The 16,485-nt window shown below is 69.5% G+C and carries 13 protein-coding genes and 2 pseudogenes; 6 read left to right on the top strand and 9 right to left on the bottom strand.

Annotation, left to right across the window (positions count from 1 at the left end):
* Positions 1–40 precede the first annotated feature (40 nt).
* The gene (locus tag RAN62_RS08140; protein WP_305783888.1) at positions 41–1,396 is read left to right on the top strand and encodes a DUF2079 domain-containing protein; all 1,356 of its coding nucleotides are present in this window, start codon (positions 41–43) and stop codon (positions 1,394–1,396) included.
* Between the two features lie 26 nt (positions 1,397–1,422).
* On the opposite strand, the gene RAN62_RS08135 is transcribed toward RAN62_RS08140, so the two are convergent.
* Positions 1,423–2,181, bottom strand: a complete 759-nt coding sequence (locus RAN62_RS08135) for a glycerophosphodiester phosphodiesterase (protein ID WP_305783887.1) — start codon at positions 2,179–2,181, stop codon at positions 1,423–1,425.
* 32 nt (positions 2,182–2,213) lie between these two features.
* Positions 2,214–3,290, bottom strand: a complete 1,077-nt coding sequence (locus RAN62_RS08130) for a glycoside hydrolase family 26 protein (RefSeq protein WP_305783886.1) — start codon at positions 3,288–3,290, stop codon at positions 2,214–2,216.
* Between the two features lie 161 nt (positions 3,291–3,451).
* On the opposite strand from RAN62_RS08130, the gene RAN62_RS08125 reads away from it, so the two are divergent.
* Positions 3,452–3,820, top strand: a complete 369-nt coding sequence (locus RAN62_RS08125; RefSeq protein WP_305783885.1) for a hypothetical protein — start codon at positions 3,452–3,454, stop codon at positions 3,818–3,820.
* Positions 3,821–4,030: 210 nt separating this feature from the next.
* Positions 4,031–4,393 (top strand): hypothetical protein, encoded by a 363-nt coding sequence (locus tag RAN62_RS08120; RefSeq protein WP_305783884.1) that lies wholly within the window; start codon positions 4,031–4,033, stop codon positions 4,391–4,393.
* A 316-nt stretch (positions 4,394–4,709) separates the two neighbouring features.
* Here the strand turns inward: RAN62_RS08120 and RAN62_RS08115 are convergent, their stop codons facing one another.
* The 5 genes from RAN62_RS08115 to RAN62_RS08095 form a co-directional block, all read right to left on the bottom strand.
* Positions 4,710–5,936, bottom strand: coding sequence for a sensor histidine kinase (locus tag RAN62_RS08115; protein ID WP_305783883.1), 1,227 nt, complete (start codon positions 5,934–5,936; stop codon positions 4,710–4,712).
* Positions 5,929–6,585 (bottom strand): response regulator transcription factor, encoded by a 657-nt coding sequence (locus RAN62_RS08110; RefSeq protein WP_305783882.1) that lies wholly within the window; start codon positions 6,583–6,585, stop codon positions 5,929–5,931. The genes RAN62_RS08115 and RAN62_RS08110 overlap by 8 nt, the downstream gene beginning before the upstream one ends.
* A gap of 64 nt (positions 6,586–6,649) precedes the next feature.
* The gene (locus RAN62_RS08105; protein WP_305783881.1) at positions 6,650–7,900 is read right to left on the bottom strand and encodes a glycosyltransferase family 4 protein; all 1,251 of its coding nucleotides are present in this window, start codon (positions 7,898–7,900) and stop codon (positions 6,650–6,652) included.
* A gap of 8 nt (positions 7,901–7,908) precedes the next feature.
* On the bottom strand, positions 7,909–10,119 hold the full coding sequence (locus RAN62_RS08100; protein ID WP_305783880.1) for a glycoside hydrolase domain-containing protein: 2,211 nt from the start codon (positions 10,117–10,119) through the stop codon (positions 7,909–7,911).
* A 25-nt stretch (positions 10,120–10,144) separates the two neighbouring features.
* Entirely contained in the window at positions 10,145–10,333 is a 189-nt protein-coding gene (locus tag RAN62_RS08095) for a hypothetical protein (RefSeq protein WP_305783879.1), read from the bottom strand.
* Positions 10,334–10,479: 146 nt separating this feature from the next.
* On the opposite strand from RAN62_RS08095, the pseudogene RAN62_RS08090 reads away from it, so the two are divergent.
* A pseudogene (locus RAN62_RS08090) lies at positions 10,480–10,659 on the top strand (GAF domain-containing protein); the annotation flags it as partial.
* Positions 10,660–11,122: 463 nt separating this feature from the next.
* Here the strand turns inward: RAN62_RS08090 and RAN62_RS08085 are convergent.
* Positions 11,123–12,808 carry a hypothetical protein gene (locus RAN62_RS08085; RefSeq protein WP_305783877.1) on the bottom strand — a complete coding sequence of 562 codons (1,686 nt, stop codon included), beginning with the start codon at positions 12,806–12,808 and terminating at the stop codon, positions 11,123–11,125.
* 559 nt (positions 12,809–13,367) lie between these two features.
* The gene (locus tag RAN62_RS08080; protein WP_305783876.1) at positions 13,368–14,321 is read right to left on the bottom strand and encodes an amidohydrolase family protein; all 954 of its coding nucleotides are present in this window, start codon (positions 14,319–14,321) and stop codon (positions 13,368–13,370) included.
* A gap of 57 nt (positions 14,322–14,378) precedes the next feature.
* On the opposite strand from RAN62_RS08080, the gene RAN62_RS08075 reads away from it, so the two are divergent.
* Together RAN62_RS08075 and RAN62_RS08070 are read left to right on the top strand one after the other, a co-directional pair.
* Positions 14,379–15,419, top strand: a complete 1,041-nt coding sequence (locus RAN62_RS08075) for an Lrp/AsnC family transcriptional regulator (RefSeq protein ID WP_305783875.1) — start codon at positions 14,379–14,381, stop codon at positions 15,417–15,419.
* Positions 15,420–15,971, top strand: a pseudogene (locus tag RAN62_RS08070) (lactate racemase domain-containing protein); the annotation flags it as partial.
* Positions 15,972–16,485 lie beyond the last annotated feature (514 nt).

Below are 16,485 nucleotides of genomic sequence, written 5' to 3'. Positions count from 1 at the left end.
GGTCAGCTTCCGGTCAGCCCCCGGAGCCGACTCTCGCCCGATGATCAATTCGTCGGCGAGCCGCCTGCTCGCCTGGATCGCCGCCGCGACCCTGGCCGTGGTCTACGGCACCTGTGCCGTCCTGGCCCATCTGCGGTTCCGGACCACCGGTTTCGACCTGGGCATCTTCGAGCAGGTCGTCCGCTCGTACACGCAGGGGCGCCCGGGGCTGACCGCGCTCAAAGGGGAACACTTCCCGCAGCTGGGAGATCACTTCTCGCCCGCCCTCGTCGTGCTGGCCCCGGCCTACCGGATCTTTCCCTCGCCGCTGACCCTGCTCGTCGCCCAGGCGTTGCTGTTCGCTGTCGCCGTCGTGCCGATCATCCGGTACGCCCACCGGGTGCTGGGCGGCACCGTCGCCCTCGTCGTGGCGGCCGGGTACGGGTTGTCCTCCGGCATCGGGCACGCAGTCGGCTTCGACTTCCACGAGATCTGTCTGGCGGTACCACTGCTGGCCTTCAGCCTGGGCGCCCTGGCCGAGGGGCGGCACACCGCTACAGCTCTGTGGGCGCTGCCGCTGGTGCTGGTCAAGGAAGATCTCGGGTTGACCGTGGCGGTCATCGGCGTGCTCCTGGCCGTGCGAGGTGCCCGCCGGGCAGGAGTGGCGCTGGCCGCCTTCGGCATCGCCGGCACGCTGCTGGCCGTGCTGGTCGTCATCCCCGCCCTGAATCCGAACGCCACCTATGCCTACACGACCACGCACGGTGCCGGGTTGTTCGCCACCGCCGTCACGGGCGCGCCGATCAAGGCGACGACAGTCCTCGTGCTGCTCGCGCCGACCGCACTACTCGCGCTGCGATCACCGTTGTCATGGGTCGTCCTGCCCACTCTGGCCTGGCGTTTCATGTCGGACAACGCGAACTACTGGGGCACCGGATTCCACTACAGCGCGGTGCTGATGCCGATCGCGTCCCTGACCTTCGCCGACGGCCTGCGCCGGTGGCGGATCTCCGGTCACCGGCTCACGCCTCCCCTTGCCGCGGGACTTGCCGTGACGCTCGCGTTGCTCCCTTGGTCACCGCTGGTCCGGCTCGTCGAGGTGCATTCCTGGCGACCCGACCCGCGGATCGCCGCCGCCCACCGGGTCCTGCACCGGATACCGGACGACGTGACCGTCGACGCCGCCAACCATCTTGTCCCCCACTTGACCGCCCGGGCCGAGGTACGCCTGGTGGGGACCACCGCGGCCCGACCCGCGCCCGACTACATCCTGGTCGACACGACGCGGCCCGGTTTTCCCCTCAGCCTGGACGCCCAGCGGCTGCTGACCGACCGGGCGATCGCCGGCGGATACCGGATCCTGGTGCAGGACAGCGGTTTTCTCCTGCTGGAACGCCCCGGGGTACGACAGCCCTGACGGGACGAGGGCCGGGCGAGGCCGTCCTACCCGGTCATCGTTCGCCGTCGCAGGGACCGCGGGCGGGGTGCTCGCAGCGGCGGAGGAAGCGGCGCGGGCGGCAGGGCGGCCGCCGCGGGGCGGGCGTCGCGCTCGGCGACCAGGCGGGTCAGGATCGACATGTTCTTGCTGATGACGCCCGTGACGCCGGCGCGGCGGGCGTGGGCGAGGGCTTCCTCGGTGTCGACCGACCAGGCGAGGACCAGGTCGGTGGAGCGGCGGAGCTCGGCGACGATCGGCGCCGTGAGGAGGCTCAGGCGGACGGAGACGCCGTGGACGGGACCCCGGCGGAGGCGGGCGCGGAGGCGGGCCAGCTGCAGCGGGTCGCTCGCCGAGTAGACGCGGCGGACGTTCGGGTCGTCGGTGAAGGCGTCGAGCATGCGCCACTGCTTGGTGCAGACGGCGACCGGGACGCCGGGGGCCCGGTCGCGCAGCATCGCGGCGACGGCCGGGGCGACGGCCAGGGACGGGCCCTTGAGGTCGAGCAGCAGGCGCGGGTCACCGGCGGCGACGGCGAGGAGCTCCGGCAGCTCGGGGACGACGATGTCGCGGCGGCGGGACAGGTCGGTCCACTTCTCGTAGTAGTAGTGCCGGCCGAGGGCCTTGCGGTGGCGGACCTCGAGCGCACCCCGGTAGAGGTGGATGTCGGCCTCGACCAGATCGACCCCGGCCGCGAGCGCGGCCCGGAGGTCAGCGATGCGGTTGCCGGCGCGGTGGGCGACGGCGAGCAGCGGGCGATCGTCCATGCCCCGACGGTAGATGACGCCAGGTGAACAGGTCAGCCCTCGAAGTGCGAATTCCGAGCCATTCTCCGGTACGCGGCCAGGGCGCCCGGCGTGCTGTCGATGCGGAAGTTCGTGTCGTTGTGCGTGTCGGTGTCGAACCAGACGAGCGCGCTGATCTCCGGGGTCCTCCGCGCGTACGCGTTCAGGTCGTCGGTCCAGTCCGCCTTCGTCGAGCCGCCGAAGTCGATCGCCGCCGTCTCGCTGACGATGATCGGCTTCTTCGCCCCGTAGGACCCGACGATCGGGTCGAACAGCGTCGACGGCTTCTCCTGGTAGAAGTCGTAACCCGAGACGCCCACCCAGTCCACGTAGTCATCGCCCGGGTAGTAGTTGCGCATCTTGTTCCACGAGACGGCCGGACTGTCGTTCCAGTTGGGGCTCCACACCCAGGAGACGTTGTCCGCCCCCTCCTCGGCGAAGATACGGTGGATGCGGCGCCACGCGGTCACGTACGCGCCGGGGTCCTTGCCGTTGTTGGCTCCTCCCCACTCGAACCAGTCGCCGTTCATCTCCCACGCCCAGCGCACGAGCAGCGGCTTGCCCTGCGCGCCGAGGTTGCGCGCGGCCGCGGCGATGAGCTGGTCCGACCCGCCGCCGGTGATCCGCGACCACGCCGGCGCGTGCCACGAGATCATGAGCGTGCTGTCCGACGGCACACCGGCGCGCGTACGCGGAAGCTTCTCGTCCCACGCCCAGAACTGGTGCACGATGCGCTGGTCGCGGCCGAGCTGGGAGCGGCGCAGCGCCAGGCTCTCGCTCTGCGACCGGCCGCTGAGACTGAGGTACGACCCGAGCATCACCTTCCCGGCCGTCGGCGACACCGGCCCGCCGCGGCCGGTGTCCTTGACCTTCTGAGCGGCGGCAGCCTTCTCGGTCTCGGACGGGGTGGGCTTCGGCGACGCGGTGACCGTCGCGGCGGGCCCGAGACTGGAGAACGCGGACGGCGACGGTGACGCACTGGTGGGCGCCGCGCTCGTGGGCGCCGCGGACAAACTGGGCGCCTGCCGCGAACAAGCCGCCGGAAGAGCAGCCAGCGCCGCCAGTGTGAGCATTCCCCGTCGCGACACCATGCGCCGTCCCCTCCGTCTCCCCCTGAAGATCAGCGTCGGACGCTACCGCCCTGACCTGCGGAAACCCAACTCTCGCGCCCGATCCGCCCGCTTGCTGCCCGCCCGTCCGGGACGAATCAGTCACCACTGCCGGCCCGCCACCGTGGCAGGCTGGAGGGATCATGCAGCGCATCGAGGTGACCAGGAACGGCATCACCGTGACATCGGTGACCGAGCCGATGCTGTCCGCGTTCGGCAAGGAGATGCGCCCGGCCACCACCGCCGTCGACGAGCTCGCCTGGGAGGACATCCTGCGCGTCTCCCTGTCGGCCGGCGAGTTCGCGCCCGCCGACCCGCGCCTGGCCCTGCTGACGGTGGACACCACGTGGGGCGAGTTCCTGGAAGTGACCGCGGACGCCCAGGGCTTCACCTCCGCCCTGCGCGAGCTGTGCGCAAGATCCGGCATCGCCGTCCCCGACCTCCGCACCCTGACCGCCACCGGCGTGGAGATCTGGCGCATCCCCGACGCCCCCTCCGGCATCGACCTCTGACCACGAGCCGACCTCACCCGACCGCTTCACGAGCGCGGCCGGCGGGCCCCTCACGCCGCGATGTGGCGCAGCTTCCCGGGCGTACAGACGGCAGGCGAGCGCGCCGCCTTGCGGGCTTGCCGGTGTGCACTATTTGCCATTCAATTCTGCGTGGCGCCCCTCATGTACTCACCACTTCCGATCTTGCGGCCGCGGGAGAAGAATCAAAGAATGAGGTGGGTTCAGACGGAAATATTCTCGGCTGTCGAATTGGCGTGGCTGCGCGACTCGGCCCGGCGGCGCAACTATTCCGGGGAGAAGGAGGGCTTCCGGCGTGCGCACGGGGTCCGGCGAGCGTTCGGAAAAGCTCTGAGCCATGCCGCCCGGATGCGACGCGATGCCCCTGAGGCCCGGACGCCCGACGGTAAGCTGCGCTGGATCGAGGCCGCGCGTGCGGACTTCCGTGAGGCGAACAGAAGGCGGGCACAAGCGGACGCCGAGTACGAGCGTGACCGCAAGCGTGCAACCGGTTACCAGTTCGACTGGGACCGATTCACGAACCGCTGGCGAGTGAAATTTGCCGCCGCCCGCTAGTTGTATTCACATATCCTGGGCGCGAACGAGCACGTTTCCGTGAAACCGTGCAAAATACGGGCGGAAACCTCAACAGACCAGTATTGGGAGCTCATCAGATATACGCGCTGAGCGCAGATGCTCACGACACACTCCTCTGCCACTGAGCGTGGAGCCGGCCAAAGGGAGCAAACACGCGTCGTGACGCAGCCCGTAGTTGGTCCGGACATGATCATGTCGATATCGGCGTTGGCCTGGCGCAGTGCAGCAGTACCCGTAAGCGGGAATCCGGCAACACCGGACGGGACGGCGCGGCTGCGGGCCTGGGGCGGAGAGGTCATGCGGCCGGGAGGGTGACGGTGAAGCGGGCGCCGCCGTGGGGGGAGGGTGAGATGGTGACCGTGCCGCCGGCGGCGGTGATGATGTCGTGGACGATGGCGAGGCCGAGGCCGCTGCCGCCCTCGTCGCGGGCGCGGGCCTCGTCGAGGCGGACGAAGCGTTCGAAGACGCGGGTGCGCTGGCCGGGCGGGATGCCGGGGCCGTCGTCGTCGACCAGGAGTTCAACCTGGTCGCCGTGGGTGCGGACGGACACGGCGACCGTGGATGTGGCGTGGCGGGCGGCGTTGTCGGTGAGGTTGCGGACGACCTGGGTGAGGGCGGTCGCGTCGCCGCGGACCCGGGCGGGGCCGATGCCGGTCGTGTCGACGGAGAGCTGGTGGATGCGGCGGGCGGCGGCGAGGGCCAGGTCGTCGAGGTCGACGTCGGTGGTGGGGCGGGCGGAGCCGGTGCGGGCCAGGGTCAGGAGTTGTTCGACCAGGCGTTGCAGGCGGGCGGATTCCTGGAGGACGGCGTCGGCGAGCTCGCCGGGGGGCAGGGCGTCCGGGTGGGCCCGGGAGACCTCGGCCGCCTGGCGGATGCCGGCCAGCGGGGAGCGGAGCTCGTGGGAGGCGTCGGCGACGAACTGCTGCTGGCGGGTGGCGGCGGTCTCCAGGCGTACGAGCATCTGGTTCATGGTGCGGGCCAGGCGGGCGATCTCGTCGCGGGACGCCGGTTCGGGGACGCGGCGGTCGAGGCGGTCGCCGGTGATCTCCTCGACCTCGCGGCGGATGCGTTCGACCGGGGCCAGGGCGCGGCCGGCGACGATCCAGGTCGTGGCGCCGACGAGGAGCAGGAGCAGGGGCACGCCGACGAGCAGCGGGGTGGTCAGGGCCTCGGTGGAGTCGTCGACCTCCTCGAGCGACGCGCCCACGACGACGGTGTAGGGCCCCGCCTCCTCGCTGACCGAAAAGTCCGACTCATCCGAAAAATCGGGCGTTGAACGCACTTCCGAGCCCTCGGCGTCGAGCACCCGCCACGGGAAGTCGTCCGAGGTCGAGGAGGGCAGGCCGGACGTCGAGATCTGCTGGGCCAGGGCGGCCGCCTGCTGCTCGGCCGTCGTCTCGGCCCCCTCGCGCAGCGACGACCGGACCAGGAAGACCAGCGCGAACGCCCCGAGAACCAGCGCGACCGCCACCACGAGCACGGCCGCCGACGTGGTGCGCACCTGCACGGAGGTTCTAGCCATCGAGCCGGTACCCCGCCCCGCGCAGCGTCTCGATCACGTCGCGGCCGATCTTGGTGCGCAGATGCCGGACGTACACCTCGACGATGTTGGGGTCTCCCTCGAAGTCGTTGTCCCACACCGCGTCGAGGATGCGCCGCTTGGACACCACCTGGCCGGGGTGCCGGGCGAGAAACGCGAGCAGCGAGAACTCGCGGGCCGTCAGCTCGATCTCCGCGCCGCCGCGCCACACCCGGCGGGCGGCGGGGTCGACGCGCAGGTCGCCGACCTCGATGAGCGTCGGCCGCTCGCGCGCACCCCGCCGGGCCACCGCGCGCAGCCGGGCCACGAGCACCGGGAACGAGTACGGCTTCGTCAGATAGTCGTCCGCGCCGGTGTCCAGCCCCTCCACCTGGTCCCACTCGCCGTCCTTGGCGGTGAGCATGAGGATCGGCGTCCAGTTGCGCTCGGCCCGCAGCGTCGCGCACACCTGGTAGCCGTTGACGCCCGGCAGCATGAGGTCGAGCACGATCGCGTCGTAGGGGTTCTCGCGCGCCAGCCACAACCCGTCGGTGCCGTCATGGGCGACGTCGACCGCGAAGCCCTCGGCCTCCAGACCCAGTTTGAGGGTACGGGCGAGCAGCTTCTCGTCGTCGACGACGAGCACACGCATGACGGGCCTCCAGGGGTGGCGGGACGTTCATCGTCCCCCACCGCCCCTGAAAGCCCGCTGAACGTCAGCGCCCGAACAAGTCGTCGAAGACCCGCTCCCGGTCGAAGGCCAGGGCATGCTCCCGGGCCCGCTTCTCCCGGTCGAGCCGCTCCTCCGCGGACATGTCGAGCACCGCGGCGTCGACCGCCTCGGCCAGCGCCACCACGTCGCCCGGCTCCACGATGATCGCCGTGTCGCCGACCGCCTCGCCCGTACCGCCGGTGATCGTGGTGATGACCGGGCCGCCGCCGGCGAGCATCTTCTCGGTCAGCGCGATGCCGAACGTCTCGACGAACTCCGGCTCCGGCTTGGTCGGCAGCACGTACGCCGCGCAGCCACGCATGAGCAGCGCCTTCTCGGTGTCGTCGACGTCGTCGAAGAACAGGATCCGCTCGTCCTCGGCCGCCATCGCGCGCACGTGCTCGAGCGCCGGCCCGGTGCCCGCCACGACCAGCTTCACGTCGTCCCGGCAGCGCATCTGCCCGTACGCGGGAATGAGGTCGTAGATGCCCTTCGCCCGGGCGACCCGGGACAGGAACAGGATGTAGCCGTCCCGTTCCAGCCCCCGCGCGGCGAGCGCGGCGTCGACCGCGTCGTCGTCGAGGTCGAGATAGGCGCTCGTGTCGATCGGCGGATAGCTGACGGTCACGCGGGACCGGCACTGCTCCGCGAACCGGGTGCCGCACCGGGCGTCGACCTCCTCGGCGGCGGCGATGATCTCGTCCCGGGTGTACTCGGAGACGGCCGTGACCTCGTCGTTGGCCAGGAACGTGGTGAACAGGGCGATCGCGGCGCCGAAGCTCCCGTCGCGCAGGCACGACTTGATGACGTTGGTGACGTCGGAGCCGACGGCCTTGGCGATCGTGTGCACGTCCGGGGCGAAGCCGGCGGCCCGGGCAGCGTTGACGCCGTCGATGATGACGTTCATGTGCGGCACGAGGTACATCGACAGGCACACCGTGGGGATCGGCTCGGCCAGCAGCTCGACCAGGCGCCCGGTCAGGCCCGCGAGGTGCCGGCCGTCCGGGACCCGGTAGTCGCCGACCGGCCCGGGGCGCTCGACCGTGATGCCGTCGCTGTAGGGCAGCAGCCGGTCGAGCGGCTTGAGCGGCAGGCCGGCCGCCTCCAGGGCGTCGATCGGCCAGGTCAGCAGCCGGACGTCGGTGAAGCCGCGGGTGAGCGCGACCTCGGCGAGGTTGCGGGCCTCACCGGAGTGACCGCAGATGACCGGGTCGGCCCGGACGGCGATGACGAGCCGGCGGGGAGCTTGTTCCATGGCGGGTCCTAAAGGGAAGCGGACGGTGGCCGCACGCCGTGTGCCCACGAGGACGGCTCCGGACCCAGCTCCAGGTGCAACCGTCCGCCTTTGTGCACGTCAGCGGCGGACAGATGTGTACCACGCAAAGGTTTCCCGTTGAATGTCGCCGCTTGAACATATTGTGTCGGCGGGTCGCGATCGAGGCCGTCGGCACTCACCGGAGTCTCCCGGTGACCGCTCGTCTCGATCACGAGCTCCCGGTCGCCGATCGTCAGCGCCGCCCGCTCGAAGGCCGGGGCGTTGACGAGGAACAGGCTCTGCCCGGCCACCGGGAAGAGGCCCAGCGACGCCCACACGTACCAGGAACTGAGCCCGCCGGAGTCGTCGTTGCCCGGCAGGCCGCCCCGCCCCGGACCGAACTGCCAGGTCAGAGCGGACTGCACCACCTCGGCCGTACGGTCGGGGCGCCCCGCGTAGTGATAGGCCCAGGGCGCTTCCATGTCCGGCTCGTTGTTGAGCCCCTCGAACCGGTGAAGGGCGAAGCCGCGCCGCATCTCCTCGGGGCCCGGGCGCACGCCGGGCTGCGTGACGGGGGCGGCGCCGTACCCGAAGAACTTGTCGAGCATCACCGCGAAGGCCTTCTCGCCGCCGGCCAGCTCGATGCGCGCGGCCATGTCGTGCACCAGCCGGAACGAGTAGTTCCACTTGCCGCCCTCGTAGAACTCCGAGTCGCGCAGCAGCCCGGTCGCCGGGTCGAACGCGTTGATCCAGCCCCGGCTGCGCCCGGCCAGGTCGGCGGCGAGGCGGTGGTCGTTCAGGGCGCGGGCCACCAGCGCGGTGCAATGATGCCCGTACGCGAGGTCGAGCGTGTGCGTGATCGGGTGCACCACGCCGTGCGCGAAGAAGTCCTCGCCGTACATGCGGTGCAGGTCGTCGACCATGTGCACCAGGGCCCACGACCAGTCCATGTCCGTCCGGCCTAGCGCGTGCGCGTCGGCGAGGGCCGTGTGCGCGAGGGCGCTGGCCTGCCGGAAGAACCGGTCCGCGCCCCGGGCCATGCGATAGCCGATGGGAAAGTTGCCCTCTTCCTCACACACCCGGACCAGCGATTCGAGTACGGCGGCATGCTGCTCGGGAGCGATCGCGGCCAGCAGGGGCAACTGCGTCTTGTAGATGTCCCACATCGTGCAGATGTCGAACGCGTACGGGCCGCCGGCCGGCCAGAACGGGCTCTCGTCCGCGGCGACGCACGGCTTGATGAGCGAGTGGTAAAGCGCCGTCGAGAAGATCGTGCGCCGGTTGTCCGTACCGCCGTCGACGGTGACCTTGCCGGTCAGCTCGCGCCACCGCGCCCGGGTCGCCGCGTGCACGGTGTCGAAGGCGGGACCGGTGGCGCCGCACTCCCGTTCCAGGTTCGCCCGGGCCTGGTCGCCGCCGCGCAGCGAGAAGCCGAGCCGCACCTCGATGGTTCGCCCGGCCCGGGCCGCGCCGGAGAAGGCCAGCCCGAACGGCTTCAGGGTGGTCTGCCGGATGCTGTCGAAGTCGAGGCGCGTGCCGCCGTCGACGAGCCGTTTGTCGTACCAGACGCTCTGCCGCCAGCCCGGGCTGTCCACCTCGACATGGACCGACAGCGGCACGCCCTCCATGACGACGCTGGCCTGCGCCCGGCCCTGCCCCAGGCTCTCGACCTGGGCCCGCAGCGGCACGGTCTGGCCGAGATCGATCGCCAGCCCGCCGAGCGACAGATCGACGACCACCCGCGCGTCGCGCTGCTCGGGGAACGTGTACCGGTGCACGGCCACCTTCTCCCCGACCGTGACCTCGCAGCGCACCCCGGTGTCGAGGGTCGCCGCGTAGTAGCCGGGACTCGCCTGCTCGTCGTGCAACGCCCACGCCTGCCCGAGCGCCTCGAGCGGCTGCACCATGGGCGTCACGCGCACGTAGTTGTAGTACTTGCGGATGGCGCCGGTGCCCGACTGCTGGAAATGCGTGAAGCCGGACGCCTGGAGACGATCGAACATCTCCTCGGGTACGCCCTCCGTGCCCTTGGCATAGCGCCCGTACCCGGTCGGATAGGCCCCTGAGTAGGCGCACGCCGACACCATGCCCAGCGGCGACGTGGCGCCGGGGTGGGTGTTGCCGACCTGCGGCTTGGGCCACCACCAGGCCGCCGCGAGCCCCCGCGGAGCCGGCAGATCGGTCGCCGCGGTGCCGATGAAGGGATCAATGTTCTCCAAGATCCCCTCAACCTATCGCGTCCGGTCAGGAATTGTCGGACGCGGTGCTGCCGGACGGGCCGTACGGCGACACCTGCCCCTCGGGCACCGGCCGGTCCTCGGCGCGGTCGTGGCTGCCACCCGGCGCGGTGGTCGGGTCCGCGTCCTCGGTGCGCTGCTTGGTCGTGGGCGACTCGTCGCTGCGGCGGATCTCGGGCTGCTGAGGATTCGTCATGCGGGCCGCTTACCCGGGTCGCGGCCGACCATGTGGCCGCCCGGGGCCAAGCTCACCCGTGTCAATAATCGCGGGCCGGGTATGGCCCGGACGGCGTCAGACAGCGGCGCGGTCCGCGACCGGAGGATCCGACCGCCGTCGCCGCCGACGCCCGATGCGTGCTGTCCACCTGCCTCACCGCCGGCGGCCACCCGCTGGGGGCGCTCAACATCTACGCCCGTACGCCCGGAGCCCTCGACGACACCGCCGTCCTGCTCGCCGAGTCTCTGGCCGGCTCCATCGCGATCGCCATGAACGCCGACCCGGCCGTCCCCGCGCCCGGCTGAGCAGCATCGCCGCGGCCGGGTCGACGACGCCTCAGGAGCACCGGCAAGTGCCCACCACGGAGATCCGGCTCCCGCAGCCGGGGCAGGAGTCATCGTCGACCCGTACCGCGACGTCGAGTGTGCGCGGCGGGTCGTGGCGCGTCGGACCGGCAGCTGCCCGCCGCGGCTTCAGCGGCGGCGCCAGAATGGCCAGGACGTCCTCCCGCCCGACCCCATAGCCATCTCGCCGCGCTTTGTGTCATCGGATCGTCACTCAAGGTTATTGCCGCACCGCGTACGGACCGCCGTCGAGCAACCGGCTCCTGACGTCGCCCGACGTCGTGCCGGCCGATGACGTTCTACTACTCCGACCATCTCTCGGCGGGTAGTTGCTACGCAGCGGCAGACGGCTCGGGACGCACTCTCACCGATTCACTCACCCGATCGAAGGATGCAGCATGTGACCTGAACGCTTCAATCCGGCTCATACGCGTTCCGGTCCGTTCTGATTGATCCATGCCTCGAACTCGCCACTGGAAGCAACGACTCGCAGCCCATCAATGACGTATTGCAACGAGTCCTCGTTCTCCAGGTACGGAACGAAGGGCGTACAAACGAAACCACGAATATCGTTGAACCCCTCCAACTCGGTCGCCAGCCTTTCCCGCGCTATGGTCTTGATCTGCTCCTGCCACTTGGTCGCGTCTTTGTCAAGAGCGTCACGGAGATTCTTTACCGCACTCCACGCGCCTGTCTCGTACGCCTCGTCGTAACGCTTACTTTTGCAGTCGATCAGGAATAGCGTGCCATTCAGCTCGGCAACCGCGTCGATGTCGGTATAGTTTGATCCTTTCCGCTTTACTTTTCTGTTGATGAGTTTTCTTGCCATCCCATTCGGCCGTGCGGGCGTGCTGTCTATCAGTTCCTGCAGCTTCCGCTCGAAGTGCCTCCCACGCACATTGGCAATTTCCCCATCAGCAGGAGAGTATGTAAGGATACGTCGAAGGCTCGTGGTAGCACCGACGACATCCAAGATCACTGCGTCGGCCAGCTCCCGTATGGGCGCGGAGGGAAATAGGGGGAACGTCGTACCTTGCCAGCTCAACAGAGACTGGAGCGCCGCATCCGCCGAGTCCGGAAAAACGAAAGGCAAGCTGTCGGTGTCGACATCGGCTCGTATGGAACGAAGCGTCGCACCGAGCTCGGATTTCAGTGTTCTGAGCGTCATGATTGAATATCCGCGGCGCAACATGTCAATGGTCGAACCCGGAGATACGCCGAGCAAGTCGCTGGCCGTCTGAAGGAGCAGTAAGTTCAGGCCTAGAATTCCATCGTCCGGCCTCGCTGTTGAATGGTCAAGATTTTCAACAAGGTCGATCACATGGTTGAAGGGTACGCCGGTCCGCCAAAAATTCGGCACAAAATGAATTTCTTGGCCGGTAACGGGATGCGGAAGTGTGATGCTTTCGGCATCACGGGTCTCAGCGAAGAACTGCATCTGGACGCCGCGACTCGTAAACACTCCTCGCTTGTTCAGTGCAGGCAAGGCGGTGCCCAATCCACCAAGCAGATTACCGTAATCTCTGGACATTCGATCGTCGTAAATTTGCACGAATTTCTTGATATTTTGCACTTCCACCGCATACGGGTACCCGTCCGCCTGACGCTTCAAGGCGGCGCCTTTTCCGCACCAGCGGGCCATTGAATGGGTATATGTGACAAGTCGAGCGATCTTGATCAGGGCAAGTACATTGCGGGCTACGAAGTCATTGACTGGGAGGACGTATCCCATCTTGTAGCGTCCCGGTTCGTGTGTCGGCAAGGCCTCCGAGGCGCCCGACATGGTTTCAGCCACTTCACGCACATAGCCGGATGTCGTCCTTACCGATCCAGCTGTGAATGCTGCCGGAACGCGCCGCAGGTACCAGAGCCACTCGCCAGAAGACATCGAGGAGACAATTTCTGCCGCCTGATCTGCCGCAGCTGCCTCGTATGCCAGCAGATACTCTCGCGCGTCTTGCTTCTCCAGGCGATGCGCAGACCCGGCCCACCCGGACCGCCCTAATCTTTCTCCAATTTCTGAGCGTTGCACAGCCGCGAGGATGTCACCTTCGCGCCCCTGGATTTCATCGAGGCGCTCAGCTAGGGCAACCTCGGCGACATCGGACAAACGGGCCGCCGCTGGAGTACGTGCGGACCGGGGCGCGTTCCGGCCCCCGCTACCGCTTGACCCTTTCGGGGATGGATGCCCGCTTCGATTTGGTTTTCTTGACTTCCCCACGCCTGCAACTCCTTGGTGTGCTGAGCATGGCAGTATATCGCCCGTAGCGCCGCGAGATTATGACTCCGACTTGCAACATTCATCGAAACGGTTGCTGTCTGGTTCGACCGTTCTCGTCGGCAGTCCGCACCCGAGCCTCGAGTGGCTCTCATTCTCGCTTGCACGCATCGTGAGCGGGCGCTCCTGAGGGATAGCCAGCGCCATAGAGCGGTCCAAGGTCCGCGCGTGGTGCCAGCCGTCGTGAACATTGAGACGACCGGTGCTGGTAAAGCACTGCCGAGAGTCCGAACTCGCGAACGGAGCCACGCCCGGGGTCGTTGGCTCGGCAGAGGCTGCGCCGTGACATTCAGTGGCGACAGGTGCGCCGGTTTCCGTGTAAAGCGTCCGCTTGCTGTCGCTACTCCCCCGCCGCATTGCCTAGTGAGCGTTCGGGTGGGTGGGCTCGTGGTCAGAGGGTGATGGCGAAGAGGGCGGCCGCATTGGCCGACGTGAAGCGGGTGCGGTCGGCGTCCGACGGGAGGTGTTTCAGGAACGCGGTGATGTCGTCGCGGGACGGGTGCTGGAACGGGTAGTCGGTCGAGAAGACCAGGCGGTCCGGGGTGGTGACCGACAGGGCGTGCTGGAGCAGAGCCGGGTTGAGCATGCCCGACGTGGTGATGTGGAAGTTCGAGCGGACGTAGTGGGACACCGGCCGGGGCAGGCCGGCGACGCGGGAGAGGCTGTCGGCGCGGTCGAGCCAGAAGAGCAGCATTTCGCCCCAGTGGCCCAAAACCATCTGGAGGCCCGGGTGGCGGTCGAAGGTACCGCGGAGGATCAGGCGCAGGGCGGCGGTGGCGGCGTCCAGGTGCCAGCCCCAGCCGAAGGTGGCGAGGGCCAGGTCGGTGGCCGGGCCGAAACCACGGTACGAGGCGTCGCGGACGGCCGGCGACGGCAGTTGCGGGTGGAGGAAGACCGGCTGTCCGAGGCGGGCGCACGCCGCGAAGAAGTCGTCGTAGACGGGGTCGTCCAAGAACAGGTCGCCGGCTCGGCCGTAGACCATCGTGCCGACGTGGCCGAGGTCGGCGGCTCGGGTCAGTTCGGTGACGACCGCGCCGGGGTTCGACATGGGCAGCGTGGACAGGGCTCGGAAGCGGGACGGGTGGGCGGCGACGGCTGCGGCGGCGCGGTCGTTGGCGGTGCGGCTGAGGCGTACGGCGTCGTCCGGCGGGAGGGCGACCGTGCCGGGCGGGGTGAGGGCGAGCACCGCGATGTCGATGCCCTGGGCGTCCATCGTCGCGAGCCGGCCGGCGCCGAGGTCCCGCAGCCGCTCCTGGTGGTCCCCCTGGTCGTTGAGGACGGCGCTCTCGTCGGCGGCGTTCAGCTGGGGCAGCAGCCAGTGTTCTTCGATGGCGATCAGCGTCATGCCCCAAGACTCACGCACGAGCCGCCGGAACAGGACCGAAGACGTAGCATCACCATCATGGCACCGTCGGAAACAGTCGAATCCGTCATGCTGGAGCCCGACGACGTACGAATCCTGCGGGCTCTGCAGATCGATCCGCGGATCGGGTTCGCGACCGTGGGCAAGGTGCTGGGGCTCTCCGAGCTGACCATCGCGCGGCGCTACCGGCGGATGAGCCGGGCCGGGGCGATCCGGGTGGTCGGCGTGGTCGATCCCGGGGCGCTCGGGCAGAGCCAGTGGATGGTGCGGCTGCGGTGCCGGCCGGGCAGTGTCACCGCCATCGCCGAGGCGCTGGCCCAGCGGGACGACGTCAGCTGGGTCACGCTGACCGCCGCGGGGTCCGAGGTCACGTGCGCGGTGCGGTCGCGGTCGAGCGAGGAGCGCGACGATCTGCTCGGCCGGCGGCTCCCCCGGGCGGCCGCCGTGCTGGATCTGCAGGCGTCGGTGCAGCTGCGCCAGTTCGTGGCCGGGCGGGGGCACTACTGGGCGGCGCTCGACGGGGTGCTGACAGGTGAGCAGGAGGCCGCGCTCGGATCGACCGGCGCGAGCCCGTTCGTGGAGCTTCCCGTCGTACGAAATCAAGCCGCGCCGCTGACCGCGCAGGACGACGCCCTGATCGGGGCGCTCGCGGCGGACGGGCGGGCGAGCCTCGTCGAGCTGGCCGCCGCGACCGGGCTGACCCCGGGGCGGGTGTCCCGGCGGATGCGGGCGCTGCTGGCCGACGGGGTGGTCTATCTCGACGTGGAGATCGCCCCGCCGGCGCTGGGGCTGCGGGCCCGGGCCAACCTTCACCTGCGGGTGCACCCGGCACGGCTCAAGGAGGCCGGGCGGGCGCTGGCGCGGATGCCGGAGGTGGTCTTCGCCGCCGCGCTCTCCGGGCCGGACAACCTGCACGCCGTCGTCAACTGCCGGGACCTCGACGCGCTGTTCGAGTTCACGACGGAGCGGGTGGGGGTGCTGCCCGGGGTCGAGCGGCTGGAGGTCAGCCCGACGCTGCGTCAGGTCAAGCAGGTCGGCACCCGGGTCGACAACGAGCGGCTGCGGGGGCAGGCTGGGTGAATGGCGGTGCGCGCAGGGGATGCCGGCAGGGTGCTCGACGCGGAGGAGGTCACCGCGTTCGTCCAGGACCAGCTTTCCGCGTACGCGTTCGACGGGCGCAGTGTCTGCGTCCTGGTCCCCGATGCGACGCGCACGTGCCCGTTGCCGCTGCTGATGCGCGCTGTGCACGCGGCGTTGCACGGGCGCGTGACGAAGCTGACCGTGCTCGTGGCCCTCGGCACGCACGCGCCCATGGGCGAGGAGGCGCTCGCGCGGCACCTCGGCTACGAGCCCGGACGGCTGGCGGAGACCTATCCGGGGACGATCGTGTCCAATCACGAGTGGTGGGATCCCGCGACCTTCGCGGACCTGGGGACCATTCCCGCCGTACGGGTGGCGGAGCTGAGCGGCGGCCGGATGAGCGTCGACGTGCCGGTGCTGCTCAACCGGGCCGTGGTGGAGCACGACGTCGCGCTCGTGGTGGGCCCGGTGCTGCCCCACGAGGTGGTCGGGATGTCCGGGGGCAACAAGTACTTCTTCCCCGGCGCCGGGGGTAAAACCATCATTGACGTGTCGCACTGGCTGGGCGCGCTGATCACGTCGGCGGAGATCATCGGGACGCTGGCGCTGACGCCCGTACGGGCGCTGATCGACGACGGCGCCGCGCTGATCCCGGCGGAGAAGCTGGCCCTGAGCGTGGTCACCGCCGAGGTCGCCGACGGGGAGGCCGACAGCGCGGTCGACGACCAGGTGGCGACGCCCGTGGTGTCCAGCGGGCTGCACTCGGTCTCGTTCGGGGACACGCGCTCGTCGTGGGCGTCGGCGGCCGAGGTGTGCGCCGCGACCCACGTGACCTATCTCGACCGGCCGGTGCCGCGGGTGCTGTCGATCGTGCCCGCCATGTACGACGAGATCTGGACGGCGGCGAAGGGCTTCTACAAGGTCGAGCCGGTGGTGGCGGACGGCGGCGAGGTCATCCTGTACGCCCCGCATGTCACCGAGCTGTCGTCGACGCACCCGGAGATCTACGACATCGGCTACCACTGCCGCGACTACTTCGTGGCGCAGTGGGACCGCTTCGCCGCCG

Source organism: Symbioplanes lichenis, assembly GCF_030709675.1.
Taxonomy (GTDB): domain Bacteria; phylum Actinomycetota; class Actinomycetes; order Mycobacteriales; family Micromonosporaceae; genus Actinoplanes; species Actinoplanes lichenis.
Note: the sequence above shows the minus strand (reverse complement) of the source record. Positions and strands in the feature narration are given on the sequence as shown.

What these genes read in the sequence shown, in the direction of transcription:
- RAN62_RS08140 (WP_305783888.1), top strand. Translation starts at nt 41, where the DNA reads ATGATCAATTCGTCGGCGAGCCGCCTGCTCGCCTGGATCGCCGCCGCG.
- RAN62_RS08135 (WP_305783887.1), bottom strand. Translation starts at nt 2,181, where the DNA reads ATGGACGATCGCCCGCTGCTCGCCGTCGCCCACCGCGCCGGCAACCGC.
- RAN62_RS08130 (WP_305783886.1), bottom strand. Translation starts at nt 3,290, where the DNA reads ATGGTGTCGCGACGGGGAATGCTCACACTGGCGGCGCTGGCTGCTCTT.
- RAN62_RS08125 (WP_305783885.1), top strand. Translation starts at nt 3,452, where the DNA reads ATGCAGCGCATCGAGGTGACCAGGAACGGCATCACCGTGACATCGGTG.
- RAN62_RS08120 (WP_305783884.1), top strand. Translation starts at nt 4,031, where the DNA reads ATGAGGTGGGTTCAGACGGAAATATTCTCGGCTGTCGAATTGGCGTGG.
- RAN62_RS08115 (WP_305783883.1), bottom strand. Translation starts at nt 5,936, where the DNA reads ATGGCTAGAACCTCCGTGCAGGTGCGCACCACGTCGGCGGCCGTGCTC.
- RAN62_RS08110 (WP_305783882.1), bottom strand. Translation starts at nt 6,585, where the DNA reads ATGCGTGTGCTCGTCGTCGACGACGAGAAGCTGCTCGCCCGTACCCTC.
- RAN62_RS08105 (WP_305783881.1), bottom strand. Translation starts at nt 7,900, where the DNA reads ATGGAACAAGCTCCCCGCCGGCTCGTCATCGCCGTCCGGGCCGACCCG.
- RAN62_RS08095 (WP_305783879.1), bottom strand. Translation starts at nt 10,333, where the DNA reads ATGACGAATCCTCAGCAGCCCGAGATCCGCCGCAGCGACGAGTCGCCC.
- RAN62_RS08080 (WP_305783876.1), bottom strand. Translation starts at nt 14,321, where the DNA reads ATGACGCTGATCGCCATCGAAGAACACTGGCTGCTGCCCCAGCTGAAC.
- RAN62_RS08075 (WP_305783875.1), top strand. Translation starts at nt 14,379, where the DNA reads ATGGCACCGTCGGAAACAGTCGAATCCGTCATGCTGGAGCCCGACGAC.